The organism is Microbacterium sp. USTB-Y (assembly GCF_023703415.1).
Taxonomy (GTDB): Bacteria; Actinomycetota; Actinomycetes; order Actinomycetales; family Microbacteriaceae; genus Microbacterium.
On record NZ_JAGMTU010000006.1, the window covers coordinates 70,344 to 95,573 of the forward strand.

Genomic DNA, 25,230 nt, shown 5'->3' on the forward strand with positions numbered 1-25,230 from the left:
CCGTGACTGAGAGCACCGTGGCAAAGAGCGCTGCTGCGCCCAAGATCCTGATCGTGGGCGGTGGTTACGCCGGTTTCTACACCGCGTGGAAGCTCGAGAAGCACCTCCGCAAGGGTGAGGCCGAGGTCACGATGGTGGACCCGCTGCCCTACATGACCTACCAGCCCTTCCTGCCCGAGGTCGCTGCCGGGTCGATCGAGGCGCGGCATGCCGTCGTCGCACACCGTCGCCACCTCAAGCGCACCCACGTGGTCACCGCGAAGGTCACCGGCATCAACCACGCCGACAAGGTCGCGACGATCACGCCGTCGGTGGGCGAGCCCTACGAGTTCGCATACGACCAGATCGTGGTCACGGCCGGCGCCGTCTCCCGCACGTTCCCGATCCCCGGCATCGCCGACAACGCGATCGGGCTCAAGACGATCGAAGAGGCCGTCGCCGTGCGCGACAAGCTGCTCTCGAACTTCGACAAGGCCGCCTCCATCCCTGCCGGGCCGGAGCGCGACCGGCTGCTCACGGTCGTCGTCGTGGGCGGCGGCTTCGCCGGCATCGAGGCGTTCGCCGAACTGCGCTCGTTCGCCTCGGCGCTCATCTCCAAGTACCCGCAGCTGTCGTTCGAGGACACGCACTTCCACCTCATCGAGGCGATGGGCCGCATCATGCCCGAGGTCTCCCTGAAGACGAGCGAGTGGGTGCTCAAGGACCTCGCCAAGCGCGGTGCGAACGTGCACCTGGACACCCAGGTCAAGGGCGCCGTCGACGGCAACGTCGAGCTCTCCACCGGTGAGGTCATCCCGACCGACCTCATCGTCTGGACCGCGGGCGTCATGGCCAACCCCACCGTCGTGCGCGGCGGCGATCTGCCGGTCGAGGAGCGCGGACGCATCCAGACGCGTGCCGACCTGCGGGTCGGCACCCCCGACGCGTTCGTCGAGGGCGCGTGGGCCGCGGGCGACGTCTCGGCCGTCCCCGACCTGTCCGGCGGCGGCGTCGGCGGCATGTGCGTGCCCAACGCGCAGCACGCCGTCCGTCAGGCCAAGCTCCTCGCGAAGAACCTCGTCGCGGTGCTGCGCGGAGAGACGCCGAAGGACTACGTGCACAAGAACCTCGGCGCCGTCGCGGGCCTCGGTCTCTACAACGGCGTGTTCCAGTCCGGCAACCTCGCGCTGAAGGGCTTCATCGCCTGGCTCGCGCACCGCGGTTACCACGGCCTCGCGATGCCGTCCTGGGAGCGCAAGTGGCGCGTGCTGTGGGGCTGGTGGAACAACCTGTGGCTCGGCCGCGACATCGTCGGCCTCGAGGCCGTGCAGACGCCGCGCGCGGTGTTCGACGAGTTCGCCGCCCGCCCGCGCCCTGCGGTCGACGCCGCTCCGGCGCCCGCCGCGGTGGCCGCGCCCGCTCCGGCCGACAGCAAGCCGGTCGCCGCGCCGAAGGCGGCCGCGGCCAAGAAGCCGGCCGAGGCCGCAGCCAAGTAAGACCCCTCGGGAACGCCCCTGCTCCTCCACGGAGCGGGGGCGTTCTTCGTTCACCGCACCGATCGCCGGCGATGCTAGGGTGACGCCCGAACATCGCGAACGCATTCGGGAGTGGCCCATGTCGCAGGAACGCATCCACATCAACCCGCTGCATCGCCGGGCGGGATCCGGCGTCTCCGTCGACAAGCACCGGATCCCCGATCGGGGCATGGACCCGCTGACGGCCTATCACGTGGTCAGCGACGAGACCATGCTCGACGGCAACGCCCGCCTCAACCTCGCCACCTTCGTCACGACGTGGATGGACGAGGAGGCGCAGCGGCTGTACGCGGAAGCGGTCGACAAGAACATGATCGACAAGGACGAGTATCCGCAGACCGCGGCGATCGAGACCTACTGCCAGCGCATGATCGCCGAACTCTGGTACGCGCCGGATCCCGCCGCGGCGCCGGCCACCTCGACGATCGGATCGAGCGAGGCGTGCATGCTCGCCGGCATCGCGCTCAAGCGGCGCTGGCAGGAGAAGCGGCGCCAGGCGGGCGCGGATGCCACTCGCCCCAACCTCGTGATGTCGAGCGCTGTGCAGGTGTGCTGGGAGAAGTTCTGCAACTACTTCGAGGTCGAGCCCCGGTACGTGCCGGTGAGCGCCGAGCACCCGGCCCTGGACGGCGATCTGCTCGCGCAGTACGTCGACGAGAACACGGTCGGCGTCGTCGCGATCCTCGGCGTCACCTACACCGGTGCCTACGAGCCGGTCGCCGAGATCGCGGCGGCCCTCGACCGCATCGCGGCCACGGCCGGCCACGACGTGCCGATCCACGTCGATGCCGCGTCGGGCGGGATGGTCGCGCCGTTCCTGGATCCGGATCTGGCCTGGGACTTCCGCGTGGAGCGCGTCGCGTCGATCAACACCTCCGGTCACAAGTACGGTCTCGTGTATCCCGGCCTGGGCTGGGTCGTATGGCGTGACGCCGAGGCGCTGCCGGAGTCGATGGTGTTCCGGGTCAGCTATCTCGGCGGGGACATGCCGACGCTCGCCCTGAACTTCTCGCGTCCCGGCGCCCAGGTGCTGCTGCAGTTCTATCTCTTCCTGCGGCTCGGCAGGGAGGGCTACGCGGAGGTGCAGGGCACGTCGCGGGCGGTGGCGCGCTATCTCGCGGACGGCATCGGCGGCCTCGAGCCGTTCGCCCTGATCAGCGACGGCTCGACGATCCCGGTGTTCGCCTGGCGGCTGCTCGACGGTCACACCGCGAACTGGACGCTCTACGACCTGTCGGACCGTCTGCGCATGCGGGGGTGGCTGGTGCCGGCGTATCCGCTTCCCGCGGATCTGGAGCAGATCACCGTGCAGCGGATCGTGATCCGCAACGGCGTGACGATGGATCTGGCCGAGGCGCTGCTCGCCACGATCCGAGAAGAGGTCGCCTACCTGGATGCGCTGACCTCACCGCTGCCCGACCGTTCGACGGCTGGAACCGGCTTCACGCACTGACCCGTCCTCTGCGCCGGATCACGTTCTGAAGGGCGGAGAAATCGGAAGCTCCCGTCCGCCTCTCGGCGGACGGGAGCTTCCCCCCTCCCTCCGCCCTTCACCATCGACCGGGGAGGGACCGATGGTGAAGGGTGTGGAGGCCCCTGCCCCTCGCCAAAGCGGGAAACGAGAGACAGGGGCGGTCTCCGCACATCCCCATTGTGCGGAGAGCGCAGGCAGCAGCAGCGCCTGCGGGTCTTGATGTCAACCGGTGTGCGGCGAAGTCGCAGCCGGAGTCCCCGGGATCATGACCAGGTGACGGTGACGAGGCCTTCGCCTCGTGCGTCCGAGCGTGGCACGGGTGCGGTCGCGGTGGCCCCGGAAGCGTTCACGAAGCTGGATCCCGCACCGCCGGCGGAGCCTCCTTCGAGCAGCCCAGAGGGGCCTGAGGTCTTCGAGAACGCACGACCGCCACCGCCGCCAGCCCAGCCGCCTCCGCCGCCCCCGCCGTTGACGCCGCTGGACAGGCCCTGCCCGGTGGGGGAGCTGATGAACGGACCGTCGCCGCCGTCCCCGCCGCCATTGGCGCCGGATCCGTTGGCTCCGCCCGCGCCGCCGGGGTACTCGGTCGCCGTGCCGCTGCCATTGACCAGGGGCGCCGCGCCGGCGCCCCCGACGGCACCGATCGCTGCGCCGCCGCCGCCCGCAGCGAACACGAGCGTGCCGCTGTTGCTGAAGCCGAAGCCGTAGCCCACCGCGCTGCCGCCCGATGAGCCGAGGCCGGCGTCGACACCGTACTTCGGCGCGGTGAGCGTCTCGGTTCCGGTGCCGCTCATGGAGATGTTGACGTTGGCTCCGCCTCCGCCGCCACCGGCCACGACGACGGGCGTGCCGTCGACCAGGATCGCGCTGCCCGCGCCGCCGGCTCCCACGGCTCCCCAGGCATCGCCGCCGCTGCCGAAGCCGGCTCCGCCCGCACGCGGGTTGGTGGATCCGCCTCCGGCACCCGCACCGCCCGCGATGAGCGTCAGCACATGGGTCCCCGGGGTCAGCACGAGGTCGCCCGAGATCGTGGCGCCGCGACCGGCGGCGGTCCCGCTGTAGCGACCGCCGTCCCCGCCGGCCAGGACGAACGTGACTTTCTTCGCACAGGCTGGAATCGTCACGGTCGTCATGGACAGGGTCGCGCCTGTGCCAAGGATCGTGAGCGTACCCGGCGTGCAGCCGCTCGCCGCCGCCAGCGGCGCTGCGGCCGCTGCGGCGATGACCGGCACGCTCCAGGCCGCACCCTTGACGATCGCACGGCGGCCGATCCCGCGCGACGTCGTCGCCCCCGTGGCCTGATCGTTCGGCTGTGGGGTTTCGAGCATGGTTCTCCCCTTGGTTGTTCTGAGATGGCTTGCCGACGTTGACGCCGGATACCGCCGGTCGTCCCTCAAGCCCCCCTGGGTGAGAGCACGACGCGTGACGCGCAGCTAAGAACCATGCTGTCGCGCACGATCCGTCGGCCGCGATCCGTGGAACTACCTGTTCGACTACCTGGTCGCCCGCGCGCGGAGCGGCGGCGGAGGAGCTACTCCGATCCCGCTGCGCCGTTCGCGCCATCGACGGTGCGGCGCACATACCAGGTGCTGATGTCGACCCGGGAGCGGACTCCGAGCTTGCGGCGGATGCGCTCGACGTGGCCCTCTGCGGTGCGCACGGAGATGGTCAGGGCTGCGGCGATCTCCTTGTTGATGCGGCCTTCCGCGATCAACGCCGCCACTTCGAGCTCCCGGGGGGACAGGACCGCGGCGTCCGCAGCGGGGTGCCGCTGCAGGGCGTACTCCACGGCCTGCGCGGGAGTCATCCGGTAGCCGCGAAGGGTGGCGGCAGGGTGGAGGACCTCGGTGATCTGGGCGTGCCGCTGCGCGAGGCGGTCGCGCTCCTCGATCGTCTCGGAGAAGAGCGCGGTGGATGCGATGTGGGTCGTCGACGTCCCCACGGACGCGCCGAACAGCGTCGCCGCACGCTCCGTCTGATCGTCCGCGGCGGCGATGAAGCCTGCGATCAGCAGCGCGTCGGGGTTCTCCGGGCGGTTCGGCACCCACACCGAGGAGCGCATCGCCGAGTCGGAGAGACGGCGCGCATCGCCCAGTTCCCCCTGCCGCCAGGCGTACAGGGCGAGCACGTGCTGGGCGAACGCCCGGTAGTAGGTCTCGCCCGCGGCGGCCGACAGGTCGATCAGCTCGTTGCAGGAGCGGGTTCCCCGTTCCACGTCGCCGAGTGCGTTGCAGGCGTAGACCAGCACCTGGCGGAGCCGGTACGGTGTCGCGTCCGCGGGGTCCATCGTCCGGGAGTGCTCGATGCCGGCCGTGGCGACGGCAGCCGCATCGTCGAACTGCCCGAGCAGCAGGTGCCGGAACGCACGCCCGAACGCCATCCGGGCACGGGAGTCCGCGGAGGCGACGCCGGGGGCCGCCGCCACCTCTGCCGCGCGCCGGAGATGAGCGTCCGCGGACGCGAGGTCACCCTTCGCCAGGGCGAGCGACTCGGCATCGAGCAGTGCGATCAGCAGCTCGTCCGAAGGCTCGCTCATGAGACAGAGAGCCCGCTCGACCCAGTGGCGGCCCTCGTCGATGCGTCCCGAAGCCCACCACAGCTGCGGGGTGCACACCACGCACGCGCGGTACGCGGTCGCGGCGTCGCCGCGGCCGATCGCGTGCTCGCTCGCGGCCCGGATGTCCGGCAAGGCAGCCTCGAGATTCGCGACGAGGCGCTGCTGCTGCGGACCGATCCACTCCTCCTCAGCGCGGGCGGCCACCGTCGCGAACCACTGGGCGTGCGCGTCGAGCACCGCGCTCTCCCGTTCCGGGTCCTCGGCGAGCCGCTCCCGCCCGAACCGGCGCAGCACGTAGAGCATGCGGTAGCGCGCCCGTCGATCCTGGTCGTCGTCGGCGCGAAGCAGCACCGACTTCTCGAGGAGGGCCTCGATGAGATCCAGGACCTCGGCGGCCTCCAGTCCGCTGACCTGGACCGCGTCGTCGAGCGCGAACGGACCCGCCAGGGCCGACAGGGAATCCCACAGCAGGCGCTCCCGCGCACTGCAGAGCGAGTAGCTGTCCGCGATCGACGCGATCAGCGACGTCGTGCGTCCCGGCTCGCGGCCCGCGCGCCGCAGCAGGCCGATCGACGTCCGCGTCTGCTCCAGGATCTGGAGAGGCGAGAGGGCTCCGATGCGGCAGGCCGCCAGTTCGATCGCCAAGGGCAGGCCGTCCACGAGGCGGCAGATCTCGGCGACCTCGCCGTCGCCCGTGCCGGTGCCGCGGAAGGCCGGATCCGACCGCCGCGCCACGGCCGCGAACAGCTCCACCGAGGCGCCCCGGGCAGAGGTGTCCAGGCCGCCGAGCGCGACGGTGACCTCCTCATCCACGCCCAGCGGCTGCCGACTGGTCGCGATCACCCGCACGTTGCGGGTCGTCGCCAGGAGAGCGCTCACGAACTCCGACACGGCCGCGGCGATGTGCTCGCAGTTGTCCAGGAGCACGAGACTCGGCTCCTCATCCAGGTAGGAGCTCAGCGCGGCGAGGGGCTCGGCCAGGGTCGACTTGATGCCCAGCGTGGCGATGACGGTCTCGGCGAGCAGCGCACCCGAACCCAGCGTCCCGAGAGGGACGAACCACACCCGGTCCCGCCCTCCGGCGATCAGCCCCGTGGCGAACTCGATCGCCAGACGGGTCTTTCCGACTCCCGCCGGACCGCGAAGCGTCACGAGACGGTGGGCCGCCAGGTGGGCCTCCACGCTCGCCAGGTCCTGCTCCCGCCCGACGAACGGGCCCGCTGTACGTGGAAGACGCATCGCACGACCTCCCCGGAGTCCTGAGCGCTCTGCAACCGACAAGCTAGCAGGGGTCGTCAGGTGCGGGGTATCGGCATGACGTCGTCCGCGTGAGGAAGCGGCGAGGGCTACGATCCGGGGTGTGGACTTCGTCCGGGTGGGCGAGGTGTTTCCTCGATGAGTAAACGATGGCCGCCTCTGCTTTTGCGGCGGCCTGTGCCTCGCGATCGCGCTCTGCGAGGTTGACGAGGATCCGGGCTCCGATGTCACCAGACCGCCGCCAAGCGGCATCCGATGGTTCGCTCCGAGACGTCACCCGCACGTTCATGGCTTCAATACCTACTGGAGCCGCGGACAGTCCGCGCGGCACCGCTGGACTCATCGTTACTGGTGCGACAGACTGCGACCATGGACATTCGTCGGGCGATGCCAGTGATCACAACCAGTCACCCCGCCGAGACACGCAAGTTCTATGAGGGCCTTCTCGGCTTCCGAACTGCGATGGACGAGGACGGGATGCTCATGCTCGCCTCGCCGAGCAACCCGACGACCCAGATGATCGTGGCCTGGGCGAGTGAGACGGCAGCAGACCCGGAGCTCGTATCCGTGGACGTGTCGATCGAGGTTGCCGATGTGGACGCTGCGTACGTGAGGGCCAAGGCGGACGGACTCGAGATCGTCCGAGATATCCGCGACGAGCAGTGGGGCATCCGCAGGTTCTTTCTCAGGGATCCCGCGGGTCAGATCATCAACATTGCCAGCCACATCTGACTCTGCCGGTGAGTGAGCGCTATCACCAACGCGGGTGTATGACGACGAAATCGAGCCGATGGCTCCTCCATGAGCGAGCCGACAGCGCAGGTGGCGGCAATGTGCGGCTCGTCCGGGTGCCCTTCAATCCGCCGTAGAACGAGGGTGAGGGTCCCGGTACAAGACCGGGACCCTGACCCTCGCGTGTTGCAGTCAGACGAGCTGGATGTTCGCCGCCTGCATGCCCTTCGGGCCGCGCTCCGCGTCGAAGGAGACCTTCTGGTTCTCTTCGAGGTTGCGGTATCCGTCGCCGGTGATCGCGCTGAAGTGCGCGAAGACGTCGGCGGTGCCGTCGTCGGGAGCGATGAAGCCGAAGCCCTTTTCGGAGTTGAACCATTTGACGGTGCCAGTGGCCATGACGTCATTCCTTTGTTGTCTGGGACCAAGTGTGTGATCCGTGAGTGCGCGACGATCTCGTCGCGACGTGTGGTGGGCGCCGGTCGGCGCGGGCGTGTGCCGGGATTGGGTCGAAGCGGTCGCGGCTTCTACCGAGGCTCGGGCGTCGCCCAACGATGCTGCGCGACGGAGTCGACGTCCTTGGGCGTCGTAGGCCGCATAACCGGACTCGTCCTGCGCGACGAAGCCTGCGAACTCGCCTGAGCGTGATGTCGCTGCGAACACATCGTCGGCGGCTTGTCGCCATACAGTTGGCGAGGTCGGTGACGACGAGACAGCCGGAAAAGAGATGAGAGAGATGGGGGGGCCAATCGGCGGAGAAGCACATCACGTTGGCTGATGCGACCAGAGCCACTGAACTGAATGCCCGCCCGGATGTCGATCCAGGGCCAGAAGAAGGTCCGGAGCTGACTCCGGCAGAAACGCAACCTCAATAACCTGAGATCGACCATACCCCATCTCCCTGGGAACGAGGCCCGCTCGACGACCTCGCTGTACCGATGCGGGGACCGATGATCGGGTAGCAGGGATGGGAACGTCACCCTTACCGGCGTCTTCGCAGCAGCGCGGGCGAGCGTTCCCATCAACCAGGGCCGTGAGCCGGAGCACTCCCCAGAGTGTCGCGGCCAGCCCCAGGTCGCACGCTACACCCGCACTGGGGCCGGCATAACCCCGGATCAGTGGATCATGGGCGGCTGGTCGTCACGGCCAGTTCCGCAGCATCATCGGAGGCAGCCGTGGGGTGACGAGCGAATGCCACCGAGCCAGCCAAGGCAGCAACCAGCGCTGCGCGCTCCTGCTCCCGATCGGAGGCATCTTGGACCCGATTGCGGGCCGTTTCACGGTCCGCTCGAAGAGTCGTGCTGATCTCCGCGAGTCGATCCGCGATCACCGCGGCAAGCGCGTCACGGAGTTCTTCCAGATTGGTGTTCCCGATCTCCAACCGACGATCAGAGACGTGCAGCTCCACGGTCGAGAACCCGCGATCGGACAAGTAGTCACGCGTCTGACTGCCTTGGATCGCGGCGACCTCGTCACGATCCGCCTTCCGTGTGAACACCGCTTCCACGGTGTAGCGGTCAGGAGCATCATCCGTCATCAACGTCGCCGGAAGCGAGCCAACAAGGACGGAATCCAAACCCAGCAAACCGGGGCGCTGCCCCGCGATCTTCGATTGTGTGTTCATGAATCGACGTTACGCCCCCAACCTGTGCAGGCTCACAGGCGTAAGCGCCCCGTGGCGGAGACCGCTGCGATCGATGAGCACGTCATCGATCTTGAGGCGAAGAGCGTCCGCACCGTCCGTGACGCCCCGACCGTGATCGTGCCTGCCGTGCGAGGTCGGGGCCGATACGTCGGTGGACGCACCCGTGTCGCCTGTCTTTCGGCGTCTATGCGTGGGACGGTGGATGTCGTCACCACAGAGCGATCACCTTGGTCGTGCCTCCTGGCAACGGGTTCCCGTGGCGGCAAGCAGACGAGAATGGTGATCCTCATGGGTGTGCTTTTCTATGGCAGCTCTGAGCATGCGATCGAGATCGAGGATGTCGCCCTCGCGCATCTCAAGGTCGTGATCGCAACCAAGCTCCGTCGTAACGAGAGCTTCACGCTCTCCTGGATGCATGACGACACGCAGCCGCGCGGGCGCTCCACGATCTGGCTGCACCCCGCGATCCAGCTCCGATTCGAGTTCGACGAGCCGACACCCCCACCGCTGGATCCGGAGCGGATTCAGGCGTATGCGAACTCCGCGAACACGTCCGGAGGGATCCTCATCCCCGAAGAGCACATCCTCGGATAGCGGGCTATCCGCCCCATATCGTGAACCAGATCCCGTAGATTCCGGCGATGCACATGAGCACGGTCGTGAGCCAGCCCAGGGTGGCCGCGAGCTTGCCGTTGCGGTACTCGCCCATGATGTTCTTGTCGCGGGAGATGAGCATGAGCACGATGAGGAACGGGCCCGCGGCGATCCCGTTGACGATCGCGCTGAGCACGAGCAGTCCGATAGGGTCCGTCGAGACCACCGCGAGGATCGTGCCGCCGATCATCCCGACGCCCAGCAGGACGTAGAACAGGGGCGCCTTGCGGGGGCCCTCTTCGAGCCCCCAGTTCTTGTTCATCAGCGCGGACAGGCCCGCCGCCCCTGCAGCGGCGAGGACGGGGACGGCGAGCATTCCCGAGCCGATGAATCCGAGGGCGAACAGGACGCTGGCGAAATTGCCCGCGATGGGCTCGAGAGCCTTCGCCGCTTCGGCCGCGCTGGAGACCGTCTTGTGGTGCGCTCCGAGGGTCGCGGCGGACGAGGCGATGATCGCGAACATGATGAGGACGCTGAAGATCATCCCGGTGAACACGTCGACTCGCCCGTTGCGAAGCCGGCGATGCGCTTCCCGCGCGGGCCGCTCGTCAAGGGCGGGTGCTTCATCGCCGCCGCGTTTCTCCTCCCGGAGCTCTTCAACGCGTTGCGCGGATTGCCAGAAGAACATGTACGGCGAGACGGTCGTCCCGAGGACACCGACCGCGAGGCCCAGGTACGCCGGCGAGAGCTGGAGCTGGAACCCTGCAAGGCCGGAGGCGACGCTGCCCCAGTTCACGTGCGTTGCGAAGAGCACTCCGATGTAGACGAGCAGGACCAGGCACAGCCATTTGAAGATCTTCCCGATCAGTTCGAAGGACCCGACGACGACGGTGACGAGGATCGCGATGCCTGCGACGATGCTCCAGATCCACGCCGGTCCGGCGTGCAGGAGTTGCATGCCCTGTCCGATCGCGTTGAGGTCCGCGGCGAGGTTCAGGCAGTTCGCCGCGATCAGAGCGACGATCAGCACACCGATCGCGATACCGACACCTCGACGGAATCTGCGACGGATCAACGCGCCGAGGCTGTCTCCGGTCGCGAGCGCCATCCGGTCGCAGATCTCCTGCACCGCCATCATCAACGGCAACGACAGCGGAACGGTCCACAGCAGCCCGTTACCGAACGTCGCACCGGCCTGTGAGTACGTCGCCACACCAGAGGGGTCGTCATCTGCGGCGCCCGTCACGAGCCCCGGCCCCAGCACCCGGAGGAAACGCATCACCGGATTGCGCTTCTTGTTCTCCCCATCGTCGGACCCGACCGTCTCTCCTGACCGACCGGACTTCTCCTCCGACCTCGGATTCGTGGCGGCCATCGCGTTCCTCGCTCTCGCAAAGCCGCGGCAACCGCGGACCTGTGTGCTCGTGTCCTGGCAAGCTACGGCCTGAACAACGAGAGCAGCTACGGGCTTGCGCGACCCGGAACGAAGGCGGTAGGCGGGCTGGGCCGTAACGACCACGAGAACTCAAGAAGGCCACGAGAACTCAAGAAGGCAAGGGGGCCGTGGTGAAGACGTCAACTGAGGTCGCGGCGCAGCGTGTCGGGTCCGATGTCGACGGTGCGTTCGACGGCTGTGGCCGCGGTGTTCGCCACCGACGTGCTCACCCGACGTGGGATTGACTCCTCCTGCGAAGGGGGGTGTTCCCCTCCGCTATCGGCGCCCTCCGATGGCCGCGCAACCTGGGCCGGAACCGGTGCGAGGCGCGCGCCGGAACGGTCTGCAGATCAATCTGAGTACTTCGCAGTGCCCCCGCCGGGATTCGAACCCGGACTGAAGCGATTTTAAGTCGCCTGCCTCTGCCGTTGGGCTACGGGGGCCTGTCCCGAGCCTAGCGAGGGGGAGGGCCGGCGCGATGTTGACTCCGAGCCAATAGGGTGGAGGGGTGCTCGAGCTCATCGCCGATCAGGGCAGCATCCCCGCGTCCGCGCCCCTGCGCGCCCACCCGTGGCGGGACCCCGCGCGATGGTGGCCCCGGCTGACCGCGGCCACCGCGCACCTGCCCGCGCCCGTCGCCGTGATCGACCTCGAGGCGCTGCGCTACAACGCGATGGACATGGTCGTGCGAGCGGGCGGGCTGCCGATCCGCGTCGCGACGAAGTCGGTCCGGGTGCGCGAGGTCATCGACGCGGCCCTGCGGGTACCCGGATACCGCGGCCTGCTGGCCTTCACCCTCGCCGAGGCGCTGTGGCTCGCCGAAGACCACGACGACATCGTGCTGGCGTATCCCACGGCCGATCGCCCGGCGCTGCGGCGCCTGCTGGCCGATGAGCAGGCCTGCCAGCGGATCACCCTCATGGTGGACGACGAATCGCAGCTCGACCTCATCGATGCGGTCGTCGCGCCCGCGCAGCGCCCGCGCGTGCGCATCGCGATCGACGCGGACGCCTCCTGGCGAGCGCCGGCCCTCGGGCACATCGGGGTGTTCCGCTCGCCGCTGCACTCCGCGGACGAGGTGGCGCGCTTCGCCCGGCGCGCGGCGGAGCGCGACGGGTTCCGCCTCGTCGGGCTGCAGATGTACGAGGCCCAGATCGCGGGACAGGGCGACGACACCGGCAGCGGCGACGCGGTGATCCGCACGGTGCAGGCGCAGTCCCGTCAGGAGCTGCGCGAGCGCCGCGCCCGCATCGCCGAGGCCGTGCGCGCGCTGGTGCCGCTGGAGTTCGTCACCGGCGGCGGCACCGGATCTCTGGAGTACACCGGATCCGATCCCGCCCTCACCGAGATCACCGCGGGCAGCGGCCTGCTCGCCGGGCACCTGTTCGACGGCTACCGCTCCTTCGAGCTCGCCCCGGCGAGCGCCTTCGCCTTCGACGTGGTGCGCCGGCCCGCCGCCGACATCGCCACGATCCTGGGCGGCGGCTGGATCGCCTCCGGGCCGCCTGTGGCGTCGCGGCAACCGCTGCCGGTGTGGCCGCAGGGGCTGCGCACCGCGCCCCGGGAAGCCGCGGGCGAGGTGCAGACGCCGCTGCGCGGCGACGCCGCCCGCACGCTGCGGGTCGGCGACCGCGTCTGGCTGCGGCATGCGAAGAGCGGCGAGCCCGCCGAGCGGATCCTGAGCTATCACCTCGTCGACGGCGACCGTGTCGTCGGCGAGCTGCCGACGTATCGCGGCGAGGGAAAGGCGTTCCTGTGACACGACCCGGCGGGACCTGGCAGAACTGGGGCCGTTCAACCTCGATCCGACCGATCCGGGTGGAGCGTCCGCGCTCGCCGGAGGGCGTGCAGCGCGCCGTGCGGGCCGCGGCGGCGCAGGGCCTGCGCATCAAGGCGGTCGGCGCCGGGCACAGCTTCACCGACGTGGCCGTCGCTCCCGACGTCCTGCTCGAGCTCGACGATCTGCAGGGGACGGTGTCCGTCGATGAGGCGCGAGGACGCGTCACGCTTCTCGCCGGCACCCGCCTGCACCGGATCCCGGCGCTGCTCGCGCCGTTCGGGCTGGCGATGGAGAACCTCGGCGACATCGACCGGCAGTCGATCTCCGGCGCGATCTCGACCGGGACGCACGGTACCGGCGCGGGTTTCCGCGGCATCGCCGCGCAGGTCGTCGGCGTCACGCTCATCACCGCCGCCGGCGAGTTCCTGCGCGTCGACGAGGAGCACAACGCCGAGCTGCTGCCCGCGGTCGCGCTCGGGCTCGGCGCGCTGGGAATCCTCGTCGAGGTCACGCTGCAGTGCGTCCCCGCGTTCGTCATGCACGCGGTGGACGCGCCGGCGCCCCTGGACGAGGTGCTGGAGACCGTGCACGACCGGGTCGCCGCCGCCGACCACTTCGAGTTCTACTGGTTCCCGCATACCGACGTCGCGCTGACGAAGACCACCGAACGCCTGCCCGAGTCCGCGGTCCGGCATCCGCTGCCCGCGGTGGGGAAGTGGATCGACGAGACCCTCCTCTCCAACGGCGTGTACCGGGCGGTGTGCGCCGCCGGGGTCGCCGTGCCGGCGATCACGCCGCCGTTCAGCCGGCTCGCGGTGAAGCTCACGGGCGACCGGGAGTACACCGACCTCTCGCATCGGGTGCTGACGCAGAGCCGCACGGTGCGCTTCCGCGAGATGGAGTACGCGCTGCCCCGGGACCAGGTGGTGCCCGTGTTCCGCGCGGTGCAGGCGCTGATCGCGAGGCGCGGCTGGCGCGTGGAGTTCCCGATCGAGGTGCGCTTCGCCGCCGCCGACGACCGGTGGCTGTCCACGGCGCACGAACGCGATTCCGCCTACATCGCCGTGCACCGCTACTGGCGGCACGATCCGCGCGAGTACTTCGGCGCGGTCGAGGCGATCTGCGTCGAGCACGGCGGGCGGCCGCACTGGGGCAAGATGCACTCGCTCGACGCGGAGCGGTTCCGCGAACTCTATCCGCGCTTCGGCGACTTCGTCGCGCTGCGCGATCGGCTGGACCCGGAACGCCGTTTCGGCAATCGGTATCTGGAGCGCGTCCTCGGCGCCTGACTGTTGCCTGGCAGCCCGGCAAACACGAAGGGTGCCGGGATAGGATGGGCGAAATCGCGTCTGCAAAGGGGGGTCGTCGTCCGTGGATGTTCTCGTTCCAGTGCTCGTCGTCGTCGGAGTGATCGTCGTTCTGATCGTCGCCGTCGGCATCTATCTGTGGGCCACGTACAACTCGCTCGTGCAGCTGGGGGTCCGCGTCGACGAGGCGTGGAGCGACATCACGGTGCAGCTCAAGCGCCGAGCGGATCTGATCCCGAACCTCATCGACACCGTCAAGGGGTACGCCGCGCACGAGAAGGCCGTCTTCGAGAACGTCACGCGCGCTCGGGCGGAGACGCTCTCGGCCTCCACACCGGGTGAGGCCGGGGCGGCGGAGGGGCACCTGCAGCAGGCGCTGAAGAGCCTGTTCGCGGTCGCCGAGGCCTACCCGCAGCTGCAGGCGAGCCAGAACTTCCTGCAACTGCAGTCCGCCCTCGTCGACACCGAGGACAAGATCCAGGCCTCCCGCCGGTTCTACAACGGCGGCGTCCGGGAGCTGAACACCAAGATCAAGGTGTTCCCGAACAACCTGTTCGCCCGCAACCTGGGCTTCACCGAGCGGGAGTTCTTCGAGGTGGCCGACGGCACGGCGATCGCCGAGCCGCCCCGCGTCCAGTTCTGACGGGACGTCGTTCGACGTCCGCGGAGGTGTTCACGCCCCCAGGGGCACCTGATCCGCGCGCCCCGCGTCATGCCGTCGCACGCGCTCCGGATGCGCGTCGAGAGCGCCGGCCAGGGCGCTCGACGCGTTGCCCCACCCTGAGACCGAGACGTGCTCCAGCCCCTGCCATCGTGCCGCCGCGCGGAGCTCGGCCGCGATGGGCTCCGCGTCCTCGGCGGGCCGCGCCGACGGCTCCCACCATGCCGACTGCACGCGCAGCGTCCCGGTCGACCGGTCGGCCTTGAGATCCACGCGCGCCGCGATGCGGTCGCCGACCAGCACGGGGAGCGAGTAGTAGCCGTAGCGCCGCTTCGCCGCCGGTGTGTAGATCTCGATCCGGTAGTCCAGACCGAACGTCCGCAGGGCGCGATCGCGGAACCAGACCACGGGGTCGAACGGGGTGAGGACGGCCGTCGTGTCGATGCGCCGGGGGAGGGACGCCTCGGCGTGGCGCCAGGCCCGCACGGGGCGTCCGTCGCGCTCCCAGCCGCGCACGCGCACCGGCACCAGCTCGCCCTGCTCCACCAGGTCGGCGATCGACGCCAGCACCAGAGCCCGGTCCTTGATGCGGTAGTAGTCCGCGATGTCGGCGGCGGTCGCCACCCCGGACGATCTCGCCGCCCGCCGGACGAGCTCGCCGACGGCCGTCGCGCGGTCGGCGTCCCGGCCGAGCAGCTCGGCGGGCACGACGTCCTCCGCCAGCGCATACCGGCGCTCGAAGCCGTCCCGCCCGGCGATCGCCACGTCCCCGATCCGCCAGAGGTACTCGAGCGCGTGCTTGACCTCGTCCCACTCCCACCAGCCGCCGCGCCCGCCGGGCGCGTCGCCGCGGATCTCGGCGGGGCGGGACGGGCCGCGGTCCCGCAGCTCGGCGCGCACCCAGTCCAGCGTGCGCGCCGAGGAGCTCTGCCCCCAGAATGCGCCCCGCTTGGCCCGGAACGCATCCCGGCGGAAGCCCCAGAGGGGCCAGTCCTCGACGGGCAGGAACGTGGCCTCGTGCGCCAGATACTCCGTGTAGCGCCCCGTCCGCCCGATGCCGGGCCGAGCCAGGAACGCGCGCTCCAGCACCGCGGGGTCGTATGCGCCCAGCCGCGAGAACAGCGGAAGGTAGTGCGACCGGGCGAACACGTTCACCGAGTCGATCTGCAGCACGCCCATGCGCTCCATCGCCGTGTGCAGGTGCCGCACTCCCGGCGAGGCGGGGCGACGGCGCGAGAAGCCCTGCGCCGCGAGCGCCATCCTCCGGGCCTCGGCCGCGCTCAGGGTGTCGACGGGGGAGGGGACGGCGGCGGATCCTGTCACGTCCGCCAGCGTAGCGACCGCCGCCGACACCGCCCGGACGTCCCCGTACCCCGGGGCCGACACGGCGCGGGGAGCGGTCCGACACGCCCGTAGACTGGGTCGATGAGCGAGGAAAGCACACCCCGGCTGCGCGATCTGCTCCGACAGCGCTCGGTCACCGGCCGTATCGATGTGCGCGACGACGTGCAGCGCACGCTGCCGTCGGGACTGCGCATCGCCACGGCGTACTCCTGGCGGCTGCTCGTCATCGCGGCGGCTCTCGGCGTGATCATCTGGCTGGTCATGCTGTTCAAGATCCTGGTGATCCCGCTCCTGGTCGCGATCCTGCTCACGGCCCTGCTCTGGCCCGTGTTCAGCACCATGCTGCGGGCGCGCTGGCCGCGCTGGCTCGCGATCGTGGTGGCCCTCATCGGAACCCTGGCGATCGTGGTCGGCCTGCTGTGGCTCGCGATCTGGCAGATCACCCAGCAATGGGACGGGGTGCAGGCGCGGTCCGTCGCCGCCTGGGGCCAGTTCCAGCAGTTCCTCCTCGACGGCCCGCTGCACCTGACCGCGAAGCAGATCCAGGATCTGCTCGACCAGGCCGTGACCTTCCTCAGCGAGCAGGGGGAGCTGCTCAAGAGCGGGGCGATCGCGGTCGGCACCACGTTCGGGCACGTCGCGACCGGGGCCGTGCTCACCCTGTTCATCCTGCTCTGCCTGCTCGCCGACGGCGGCGGCATCTGGAACTGGACCCTCAAGCTCTTCCCGAAGGCCTCGCGCCCCGCGGTCGACGCCGCCGCGCGCAACGGCTGGGCCACCGTGATCAACTACGCGCGCACGCAGATGCTGGTCGCCTTCATCGACGCGCTCGGCATCGGCCTCGGCGCGTTCCTGCTGGGGGTGCCGCTGGCCGTCCCCGTCGCCGTGCTGGTGTTCCTCGGATCGTTCATCCCCATCGTCGGCGCGGTCGTCACCGGAACCCTGGCGGTCTTCCTCGCCCTCGTCTACAACGGGCCGTGGATCGCCCTGTGGATGCTCGTCGTCGTGCTCGCGGTGCAGCAGATCGAGGGGCACATCCTGCAGCCGATCCTGATGGGATCCGCGGTCAAGGTGCACCCGCTCGCGGTGGTGCTCGTCGTGGCCGGTGGCGCCCTGATCGCCGGCATCCCCGGCGCCCTGTTCGCGGTGCCGCTCGCGGCGTTCGTGAACGTGGCGGCCGTGACCATCAACTCCGGTGCGTGGCGCACCGGCGCCGATCCCGACGGCGACTACATCTGGCAGACCGTGCCGCGGGCGCGGAGAAGGAGCAAGCGATGACGAACGACGCGACCCCCACGCTCGCCGAGATCCCGACCCTGGCGGAGATCCAGCAGGCGGCGGACGGCCTGGACGGCGTCATCGTGCGCACCCCGACGCTGCCCTCGGTCGCGCTCACCAAGGTGCTGGGCGCGCCCGTGCTGCTGAAGATGGAGAACCTGCAGCGCACCGGGTCGTTCAAGATCCGCGGCGCCGTGCACCGCCTCTCCCGGCTCACGCCCGAGGAGCGCAGCCGCGGGGTCGTCGCCGCGTCGGCCGGCAACCACGCCCAGGGCGTGGCGCTCGCCGCCCAGGCGCTCGGCATCCCCGCGACGATCTTCATGCCCATGGGCGTGCCGGTGCCGAAGCTGCTCGCGACCCGCGGGTACGGCGCCGAGGTCGTGCTCGAGGGGGAGACCGTGGCGACCTCGCTGCGCCTGGCGGCCGAGTTCGCCGAGCGCACCGGCGCGGTGCTGATCCCGCCGTTCGACCACCGCGACATCGTCACCGGGCAGGCCACCCTCGGCCTGGAGCTCATGGAGGACGTGCCGGACGTCGACACGATCCTCGTCGGCATCGGCGGCGGCGGTCTCATCGCCGGCGTCGCGGCGGCCGTGAAGGCCCGCGCGGCCGAGCAGGGGCGCACGGTGCGGATCGTCGGCGTGCAGGCGGAGAACGCCGCGGCCATGGGGCCGTCCCTCGAGGCGGGGCATCCGGTCGAGATCGTCACGCAGCCCACGATCGCCGACGGTATCCTCGTGGCGCGCCCCGGTGACGTGCCGTTCGAGATGATCCGGGAGCTGGTCGACGAGGTCGTGACGGTGAGCGACGACGACATCGCCCGAGCGCTGCTGCTCCTGCTCGAGCAGGCCAAGGTCGTGGTGGAGCCCGCCGGAGCCGTGGGCGTGGCCGCGATCGTCGCGGGCAAGGTGGCCGGCACCGGCACGACGCTCGCGGTGCTCTCCGGCGGCAACATCGACCCGCTGCTCCTGCAGCGCGTGGTCTCGCACGGTCTGGCGGCCTCGGGGCGCTACATGACCGTGCGGATCCCGCTGCCGGACCGCCCCGGCCAGCTGGCCCAGGTCTCCGAGCTCATCGCGCACGCCGGCGCGAACGTCATCGAGGCGATGCACACGCGACACGGGCACGGCCTGCAGATCAACGACGTCATCCTGGAGCTCAGCGTGGAGACCCGCGGTCCGGAGCACTCCGAGCTCACCCTGGACACGCTGCGCGCGGCCGGCTTCGATCCGATCGTGGTGCAGGACTGACGGCCCCGCGGAGACCAGAGCAGACGACGAACCCGCCGGCCCTCGATGGCGCGGCGGGTTCGTCGTCTGCGGATGCGGTCAGCCCGCGAAGGTCTCGACCTTCAGGATCTCGACCTGGATCGAGCGGCCGTTGGGCGCCTCGTAGGACGTCTTGTCGCCGACCTTGAGGCCCTGGATCGCGGATCCGAGCGGGCTCGCCTCGCTGTAGACGTCGAGGTCGGTGCCGCCCGCGATCTCGCGGCTGCCGAGGAGGAAGACCTCCTCGCCGCCGGCGACCGTGGCCGTGACGACGGTCCCCGGCTCGACGATGCCACGGCTGGCCGGGGCCTCGCTGACCTTGGCCGTCTTCAGCAGGGTCTCGAGGGTGCGGATGCGCGCCTCGATCTTGCCCTGCTCGTCCTTGGCGGCGTGGTAGCCGCCGTTCTCCTTGAGATCGCCCTCCTCGCGCGCGACCTCGATGCGCTTGGCGATCTCCTCGCGGCCGACCGTGGAGAGGTTCTCCAGCTCCGCGACAAGACGGTCGTAGGCCTCCTGCGTGAGGAAGGGGACCTGTGCGTCGTTCGACACGGTGAACTCCTTGCGAATCGGATCCGGATGCAGAGCGCCCCGGATATGCCAAGACGCCCCGGCACCTGCCGGGGCGTCGATCAACACGATGAGCCTAGGACACCCAGCAGGAGTTCACCAAACCGGTCGTCGCCGCCGAGACGATCGGCACGTGCTCGGTGAAGGCACGGGAGTGCTTCTCGGATCCGGGGTAGGTGACGAGGCGCCAGCCCACGATCCCGAACTCCTCGTCCTGCGCCTCCACGATGCAGTGCACGGGCCGGTTCGGGGGCGCGGTGATCTGGAAGGACACCGTGACGCTGTGATCGTCGACGAGGTGGAAGCCCGTTCCCGTCACGTCGACGGTGTCGGCCGATCCCTGCCAGGTCCACCAGCCGAACACGCCGACGACGACCGCGGCGACGGCGATGGCGAGGATCATCGGAAGGCGCCGACGGGGTCCGCGACCGTAGCGCTCGTCGAGCTGGGCGGGGGTCGTCACGGCGGGGTGCATCCGATCGTTAGGCTTGAGGTTCCAGGTTATCCCGCGCAGGGCCTCCGCCCGAACGCGGCCGACCACCTCGAGAGCCCCGTACCCGAAGGGCTCGAGTCCGCAGGCCGATCGGCCCGGAGGGGTGAAGACGAAAGGCGTTCTGATGATCGAGGCGATCCTCGCTGCGGCGGCCACCCCCACCCCCACCCCCACGGTCGACCCGAACCTGGTCACCCCGGGGCCGGTGGGCTTCGTGATCGTCGCGGTGGTCGTCGTGTTCGCCGCCCTCCTCATCTGGGACATGCAGCGCCGCATCCGGCGCGTGCGCTACCGCGAAGAGGTCCGTGCCGAGCTCGACGCCGAGGAGGCGGCGACGAACGGCGACGGCGCGGGAGAGGCCGACCCGAAGGCCTGACCTCGGCGAGGCGATCGGACTCAGCCGGGAATCCCCAGCGAGGGCTGCAGCGGCGCCAGCGAGATGAGCAGGCACGCGGTCCAGTGGCAGAGGAAGGCGAGCACCGTGCACACGTGGAAGATCTCGTGGAAGCCGAACCGCCCGGGCCACGGGTTGGGCTTCTTCAGCGCGTAGACGATCGCGCCGCCGGTGTAGAGCAGTCCGCCGACGCAGACCAGGACCATCATCGCGACGTTCGCCTGCACCAGGTCCACCATGTACATCACGGCGGCCCAGCCGAGCAGGAGGTACAGCGCGACGTAGAGCCAGCGCGGCGCGTTGATCCAGAACACCCGGAACAGGATCCCGAGCAGCGCTCCGGACCAGACCACGATCAGGAGCAGCGCGCCCTTGCCGGGCGGCAGCGCGAGGACCGCGAGCGGGGTGTACGTGCCGGCGATGAGCAGGAGGATGTTGGCGTGGTCGATCCGCTTGAGGATCGACTTGGTCCGCGGCTTCCAGTTGAAGCGGTGGTAGAGCGCGGAGTTGCCGAACAGCAGCATCGAGGTGGCGGTGAACACGACCGCGGCCCATTTGGCGGGCGCGCCCTGCGCCAGGACGATGAGCACGATGCCCGCGGCGACTGCGACGGGGAAGGTGCCCGCGTGGATCCAGCCGCGCCAGGTCGGCTTGAGCTCGACCTGCGCATCGACGGTGGCCGCCTCCATGAGAGGCAGCTCGGGCACTTCGGCAGCGGTTCGGGTCGCTCTGCGCATGCTTGCATGCTAGGCCGCCCCGCATGCCGCGAGCCGTACATATCCCGAGCGCGACATGGGCACCCGCACATCGCGGGGCGCCGTGCGCGCGGTAGCGTATTCACGTGAGCGCACGGTCCGATCAGCCAGGGAGCGGCCCCCTCTATCGGCTGTACACCCGACGGCTGCGGCGGAGGCTCGACCCGTCGACCGTGCCGCACCACATCGCCATGATGATCGACGGCAACCGCCGCTGGGCGCGACAGCTCGGCTACGCGACTCCGGCGCACGGGCATCGGGCGGGGGCCGCGAAGATGCACGAGTTCCTGGGGTGGTGCGACGAGCTCGGGATCGGCGTGGTGTCGCTGTATCTGCTCTCCGCGGACAACCTGCGAAAGCGCGACTCCGCCGAGCTCGCCGACCTCATCGAGATCATCGGAGAGCTCGCCGACGCCCTCTCGCGCGAGGGCAACTGGCGGGTCAAGCATGTCGGCCGCGCCGAGATCCTCCCGCCCGAACTGGCGCGGGTGCTGGCCGACGCCGAGGAGCGCACCCGCACGCACACGGGCCTGCACGTCAACCTCGCGGTCGGCTACGGCGGGCGCAACGAGATCGTCGACGCCGTGCGGTCGATCCTCGCCCAGCACGACGCCTCGGGCGGCACGATGGAGGATCTCGCCGCGCATCTCACGCCCGAGATGATCGGCGAGCACCTGTACACCGGGGGCCAGCCGGATCCGGATCTCGTGATCCGCACGAGCGGCGAGCAGCGGCTCAGCGACTTCCTGCTCTGGCAGAGCGCGCACAGCGAGTTCTACTTCGTGGAGGCGCTGGGGCCGGACCTCCGTCAGGTCGACTTCCTGCGCGCGATCCGGGACTACGCCGACCGCGACCGGCGCTTCGGGCGCTGACGTCGATCGGCCGTGTCAGACTGGCCGGATGCGCGCCATCGACCAGTACACGGACACCTTCGGCGAGCAGCCCGGATACCTGGACTGGGCCGCGTTCGGGCCGATGTCCCCCGGGGCGGCGACCGCGCTGCGCGACACCGCCGCGCTGCTCGCGACCGGGCGGAGAGCCGATGTCGATGCGGCGTCGGCGGCCGGCGTCGCCGCGCGCACCGGAGTCGCCGACCTGCTCGGCGCCGCGTCCGACGAGGTCACGCTGCATCCCTCGTCGACCCATGCGCTGCAGCAGGCGCTCGCCGGGCTGGACGGCGCCGTCATCGCCTCCGCCGCGGAGTTCCCGAGCGTGACGATCACCCTCGACCGCGCCGCGGCGGCCGCCCAGGGGCGCCTTCTGCCGCGCTGGATCTCGCCGGCCCGGACCCGCGTGACCCCCGGCGCCGTCGCCGAGGCGCTCGATCCGGCGGTGTCCGCCCTCGTCGTGAGCCACGTGGACTTCCGCTCCGGCTATCGCGCCGACCTCGCCGCGCTGCGCGAGGTGCTCGGTCCCGATCGGCTGCTGATCGTCGATGCCGTGCAGTCGTTCGGCGTGGTGGACGAGGACTGGTCCGTGGCCGATGTCGTCGTCGGGCACGGGTACAAGTGGCTGAGAGCGGGGCGCGGCACCGGTTTCGCACGGTTCGGCGACGCCGCGCGGGAGCGGATCCGCCCGGTGCTGAGCGGCCGGATCGCGACCGCGGCGGACGGCCTGCCCACCGATGCGCTCCCCGCGCCCGTCGCCTCCGCGCAGGCCTTCGCCGTGAGCGCGCCGGATCCCCTGGCGGCCGCCCGGCTCGCCGCGGCCGCGACGGAGATCCGCGGCGCCGGCGTCGCCGCTGTCGCCGCGGCGCTTGCGGACCGCGTCGACGCCGTGCTCGCCATCGCCGACCGGCACCGGATCCCGGTGGCCTCGCCACGCGGCGAGGCCGAGCGCGCGGGGATCGTGGTGCTCGAGGTCGCCCGGCCGGAGGAGCTCGGCGCGGCGTTGGCCGCCGCGGGCGTCGATGTGACCCAGCGCGCCGGGACGGTGCGCGTCTCTCCGCACGCGGGCACGTCGGAGGACACCCTCGCGATGCTCGACGCGGCGCTGGCCGGCGCTCAGGAGTTCATCGGCTCTTAACCTTCAACCACGCGTGTCGCGGATGCGCCGGGGTGCGGGGAAGTCGTACGGTCATGGCATCGGACACGGCGTCCGATCGAGTCGGCCTCAAGGATCGCGACTCGTGGCCCTGGCCGACTCGCCTAGTTCCGGGAATCCCCGGGTCGGGAGAGGGTCGTGGCCGCACGTACCGCACTGAACAGCAGCACTCGCACCAGCGCCGTGAACGCCGCCGGCGAAGCGGCAGGACCTGCCGTCGACGAGACGGCGGGATCTCGAGGAGGGGCAGCGCCCGATCAGGATCTGAAGACGTACGTGCTCGACACGTCCGTGCTGCTGTCGGATCCGCAGGCGTTCTTCCGCTTCGCCGAGCACTCCATCGTCCTGCCGGTCGTCGTGATCGGCGAGCTGGAGGGCAAGCGCCACGATCCCGAGCTCGGATACTTCGCCCGGCGGGCCCTCCGCCATCTCGACGAGCTGCGCGTCGAGCACGGCCGGCTCGACTTCCCGGTGCCCATCGGCGACGGCGGCACCCTGCGCGTCGAGCTCAACAACACCGACCTCTCGGTGTTGCCGAGCGGCATCCGCCTCGGAGACAACGACAGCCGGATCCTCGCCGTCGCGATGCACCTCGCCGACGACGGGCAGGACGTCACCGTCGTCTCGAAGGACCTGCCGATGCGCGTCAAGGCGGCGTCGCTGGGCATCAACGCCGAGGAGTACCTGGCCGAGCAGGCCGTGGACTCGGGCTGGACCGGGATCAGCTCGATCTCGCTCTCCGGCGATGAGATGAGCGACCTGTACGAGAGCGAGGTCGGCACGAGCGAGGAGGCGCTCGGTCTCCCCGTGAACACCGGGCTCATCATCCACTCCGAGCGGGGCTCCGCCCTCGGTCGCGTCACGGGGGACGGCGAGTACGCGCTCGTCCGCGGCGACCGCGAGGTGTTCGGCCTGCACGGGCGCTCGGCCGAGCAGCGCATCGCGATCGACCTGCTCCTCGACCCCGAGGTCGGGATCGTCTCGCTCGGCGGACGCGCGGGCACCGGCAAGTCGGCCCTCGCCCTGTGCGCCGGGCTCGAGGCGGTGCTGGAGCGGCAGCAGCAGAAGAAGATCATCGTCTTCCGCCCGCTGTTCGCCGTGGGCGGTCAGGAGCTCGGCTACCTGCCCGGCGACAAGGACGAGAAGATGAGCCCGTGGGGGCAGGCGGTGTTCGACACGCTCGGATCCGTCGTCTCCGGAAACGTCGTGGAGGAGATCGTGGCGCGCGGGATGCTCGAGGTGCTCCCGCTCACGCACATCCGCGGACGTTCGCTGCACGACGCGTTCGTGATCGTCGACGAGGCGCAGTCGCTCGAGCGCAACGTGCTGCTCACCGTGCTGAGCCGGATGGGCCAGAACTCGCGCGTCGTGCTCACCCACGACGTCGGGCAGCGCGACAACCTGCGCGTCGGACGGCACGACGGCATCGCGAGCGTGATCGAGTCCCTCAAGGGGCACGACCTCTTCGGGCACGTCACGCTGCAGCGCTCCGAGCGGTCGGCGATCGCAGCCCTCGTCACCGAGCTCCTGGAGGTCGGCGAGCTCAGCTGAGAACGGGGCGGGCCGGGTTCGGGAGCCGAACTCAGGCCAGAGCTCATCGGATGGCGTGAATCAGGTCGGATCCGGGCTTCCGGCCCGGATCCGACCTGATTCAGGCACGGGGTGACGCCGTCATCCTCCCTTGCGCGGGCGGACCTAGGCTGGAGCCGTGACCTCGATCGATGACCTCCCCGTCTCCGAGTACGCCTTCCCCGGACCTCTGCGCGACAGGCTGATCGCGGCGATCCTGGGCGGGGAGAAGACCGCGACGACGAGCCTCGTGGCCGATTACGAGCTCGAGGGCGAGGCACTGCCGTCCGTCGGCGATCGTGCGGCGATCGTGGACTCAGCCGGTGAACGGATCGCGGTCGAGGAGATCACCGACGTGCGGGTCGCCTGCGTCGGCGACGTGGATCTCGCTCATGCGGTCGCCGAGGGCGAGGGCTTCGAGACGGTCGCCGCGTGGCGCGCCGGTCACGAGCGCTTCTGGCACGGCGCCGAGTACCGCTCGGCCATCGGCGATCCGTCCTTCACGGTCGACGACGGCACCCCCGCCGTGCTCGTCCGCTTCCGCGTCCTGCCGGCCTGACGCGCTT

At 70.3% G+C, this 25,230-nt stretch carries 23 protein-coding genes and 1 tRNA gene; 14 read left to right on the top strand and 10 right to left on the bottom strand.

Features of this window, described 5'->3' with window-relative positions:
• Positions 1-2: 2 nt before the first annotated feature.
• Both J8G10_RS15230 and J8G10_RS15235 read left to right on the top strand, forming a co-directional pair.
• Positions 3-1,475, top strand: a complete 1,473-nt coding sequence (locus J8G10_RS15230) for an FAD-dependent oxidoreductase (RefSeq protein WP_251446786.1) — start codon at positions 3-5, stop codon at positions 1,473-1,475.
• Between the two features lie 118 nt (positions 1,476-1,593).
• Entirely contained in the window at positions 1,594-2,967 is a 1,374-nt protein-coding gene (locus J8G10_RS15235; RefSeq protein ID WP_251446789.1) for a glutamate decarboxylase, read from the top strand.
• Positions 2,968-3,251: 284 nt separating this feature from the next.
• Here the strand turns inward: J8G10_RS15235 and J8G10_RS15240 are convergent, their stop codons facing one another.
• Together J8G10_RS15240 and J8G10_RS15245 are read right to left on the bottom strand one after the other, a co-directional pair.
• Complete coding sequence (locus J8G10_RS15240; RefSeq protein ID WP_251447291.1) at positions 3,252-4,316, bottom strand: hypothetical protein; 1,065 nt, start codon at positions 4,314-4,316, stop codon at positions 3,252-3,254.
• A 203-nt stretch (positions 4,317-4,519) separates the two neighbouring features.
• The gene (locus J8G10_RS15245) at positions 4,520-6,784 is read right to left on the bottom strand and encodes a LuxR C-terminal-related transcriptional regulator (protein ID WP_251446793.1); all 2,265 of its coding nucleotides are present in this window, start codon (positions 6,782-6,784) and stop codon (positions 4,520-4,522) included.
• Between the two features lie 387 nt (positions 6,785-7,171).
• On the opposite strand from J8G10_RS15245, the gene J8G10_RS15250 reads away from it, so the two are divergent.
• The gene (locus tag J8G10_RS15250; protein WP_251446796.1) at positions 7,172-7,534 is read left to right on the top strand and encodes a VOC family protein; all 363 of its coding nucleotides are present in this window, start codon (positions 7,172-7,174) and stop codon (positions 7,532-7,534) included.
• Positions 7,535-7,726: 192 nt separating this feature from the next.
• On the opposite strand, the gene J8G10_RS15255 is transcribed toward J8G10_RS15250, so the two are convergent.
• Positions 7,727-7,930: a cold-shock protein gene (locus tag J8G10_RS15255; RefSeq protein WP_251446799.1), complete on the bottom strand. Its 204-nt coding sequence runs from the start codon at positions 7,928-7,930 to the stop codon at positions 7,727-7,729.
• Between the two features lie 724 nt (positions 7,931-8,654).
• Positions 8,655-9,155, bottom strand: a complete 501-nt coding sequence (locus J8G10_RS15260; RefSeq protein WP_251446802.1) for a hypothetical protein — start codon at positions 9,153-9,155, stop codon at positions 8,655-8,657.
• Positions 9,156-9,464: 309 nt separating this feature from the next.
• Here J8G10_RS15260 and J8G10_RS15265 point away from each other — a divergent pair, with 309 nt between their 5' ends.
• On the top strand, positions 9,465-9,770 hold the full coding sequence (locus J8G10_RS15265) for a hypothetical protein (RefSeq protein ID WP_251447258.1): 306 nt from the start codon (positions 9,465-9,467) through the stop codon (positions 9,768-9,770).
• A gap of 4 nt (positions 9,771-9,774) precedes the next feature.
• Here J8G10_RS15265 and J8G10_RS15270 read toward each other — a convergent pair whose 3' ends face one another.
• Together J8G10_RS15270 and J8G10_RS15275 are read right to left on the bottom strand one after the other, a co-directional pair.
• The gene (locus J8G10_RS15270) at positions 9,775-11,049 is read right to left on the bottom strand and encodes an Nramp family divalent metal transporter (protein WP_251447260.1); all 1,275 of its coding nucleotides are present in this window, start codon (positions 11,047-11,049) and stop codon (positions 9,775-9,777) included.
• Between the two features lie 526 nt (positions 11,050-11,575).
• A tRNA-Leu gene (locus tag J8G10_RS15275) sits at positions 11,576-11,648 on the bottom strand.
• A 65-nt stretch (positions 11,649-11,713) separates the two neighbouring features.
• On the opposite strand from J8G10_RS15275, the gene J8G10_RS15280 reads away from it, so the two are divergent.
• The 3 genes from J8G10_RS15280 (at position 11,714) to J8G10_RS15290 (ending at position 14,935) form a co-directional block, all read left to right on the top strand.
• Complete coding sequence (locus tag J8G10_RS15280) at positions 11,714-12,964, top strand: alanine racemase (protein ID WP_251446805.1); 1,251 nt, start codon at positions 11,714-11,716, stop codon at positions 12,962-12,964.
• A complete protein-coding gene (locus J8G10_RS15285; RefSeq protein WP_251446808.1) occupies positions 12,961-14,274 on the top strand; it encodes a D-arabinono-1,4-lactone oxidase in 1,314 nt (437 codons plus the stop codon). Before J8G10_RS15280 ends, J8G10_RS15285 begins: the two co-directional genes overlap by 4 nt.
• Before the next feature lie 82 nt (positions 14,275-14,356).
• The gene (locus J8G10_RS15290; protein WP_251446811.1) at positions 14,357-14,935 is read left to right on the top strand and encodes a LemA family protein; all 579 of its coding nucleotides are present in this window, start codon (positions 14,357-14,359) and stop codon (positions 14,933-14,935) included.
• A gap of 30 nt (positions 14,936-14,965) precedes the next feature.
• On the opposite strand, the gene J8G10_RS15295 is transcribed toward J8G10_RS15290, so the two are convergent.
• On the bottom strand, positions 14,966-16,213 hold the full coding sequence (locus J8G10_RS15295) for a DNA glycosylase AlkZ-like family protein (RefSeq protein ID WP_251447263.1): 1,248 nt from the start codon (positions 16,211-16,213) through the stop codon (positions 14,966-14,968).
• Positions 16,214-16,378: 165 nt separating this feature from the next.
• Between J8G10_RS15295 and J8G10_RS15300 the strand changes: the two genes are divergently transcribed.
• Together J8G10_RS15300 and ilvA are read left to right on the top strand one after the other, a co-directional pair.
• Complete coding sequence (locus J8G10_RS15300; RefSeq protein ID WP_251446814.1) at positions 16,379-17,575, top strand: AI-2E family transporter; 1,197 nt, start codon at positions 16,379-16,381, stop codon at positions 17,573-17,575.
• A complete protein-coding gene (gene ilvA, locus J8G10_RS15305; protein WP_251446816.1) occupies positions 17,572-18,825 on the top strand; it encodes a threonine ammonia-lyase in 1,254 nt (417 codons plus the stop codon). Before J8G10_RS15300 ends, ilvA begins: the two co-directional genes overlap by 4 nt.
• Positions 18,826-18,903: 78 nt before the next feature.
• On the opposite strand, the gene greA is transcribed toward ilvA, so the two are convergent.
• Complete coding sequence (greA, locus tag J8G10_RS15310) at positions 18,904-19,392, bottom strand: transcription elongation factor GreA (protein WP_045251388.1); 489 nt, start codon at positions 19,390-19,392, stop codon at positions 18,904-18,906.
• Positions 19,393-19,486: 94 nt separating this feature from the next.
• Positions 19,487-19,873 carry a DUF4307 domain-containing protein gene (locus tag J8G10_RS15315; protein WP_251446819.1) on the bottom strand — a complete coding sequence of 129 codons (387 nt, stop codon included), beginning with the start codon at positions 19,871-19,873 and terminating at the stop codon, positions 19,487-19,489.
• A 154-nt stretch (positions 19,874-20,027) separates the two neighbouring features.
• On the opposite strand from J8G10_RS15315, the gene J8G10_RS15320 reads away from it, so the two are divergent.
• Positions 20,028-20,279, top strand: a complete 252-nt coding sequence (locus tag J8G10_RS15320) for a hypothetical protein (RefSeq protein WP_251446822.1) — start codon at positions 20,028-20,030, stop codon at positions 20,277-20,279.
• A gap of 20 nt (positions 20,280-20,299) precedes the next feature.
• Here J8G10_RS15320 and J8G10_RS15325 read toward each other — a convergent pair whose 3' ends face one another.
• On the bottom strand, positions 20,300-21,034 hold the full coding sequence (locus tag J8G10_RS15325; protein ID WP_251446825.1) for a hemolysin III family protein: 735 nt from the start codon (positions 21,032-21,034) through the stop codon (positions 20,300-20,302).
• 104 nt (positions 21,035-21,138) lie between these two features.
• Here J8G10_RS15325 and J8G10_RS15330 point away from each other — a divergent pair, with 104 nt between their 5' ends.
• The 4 genes from J8G10_RS15330 (at position 21,139) to J8G10_RS15345 (ending at position 25,223) form a co-directional block, all read left to right on the top strand.
• Positions 21,139-21,924, top strand: a complete 786-nt coding sequence (locus J8G10_RS15330; protein ID WP_251446828.1) for an isoprenyl transferase — start codon at positions 21,139-21,141, stop codon at positions 21,922-21,924.
• A 28-nt stretch (positions 21,925-21,952) separates the two neighbouring features.
• The gene (locus tag J8G10_RS15335) at positions 21,953-23,077 is read left to right on the top strand and encodes an aminotransferase class V-fold PLP-dependent enzyme (RefSeq protein ID WP_251446831.1); all 1,125 of its coding nucleotides are present in this window, start codon (positions 21,953-21,955) and stop codon (positions 23,075-23,077) included.
• Between the two features lie 282 nt (positions 23,078-23,359).
• Positions 23,360-24,646 carry a PhoH family protein gene (locus J8G10_RS15340; RefSeq protein ID WP_251447265.1) on the top strand — a complete coding sequence of 429 codons (1,287 nt, stop codon included), beginning with the start codon at positions 23,360-23,362 and terminating at the stop codon, positions 24,644-24,646.
• Positions 24,647-24,803: 157 nt separating this feature from the next.
• A complete protein-coding gene (locus tag J8G10_RS15345; protein ID WP_251446834.1) occupies positions 24,804-25,223 on the top strand; it encodes an ASCH domain-containing protein in 420 nt (139 codons plus the stop codon).
• The last annotated feature ends 7 nt before the right edge of the window (positions 25,224-25,230 follow it).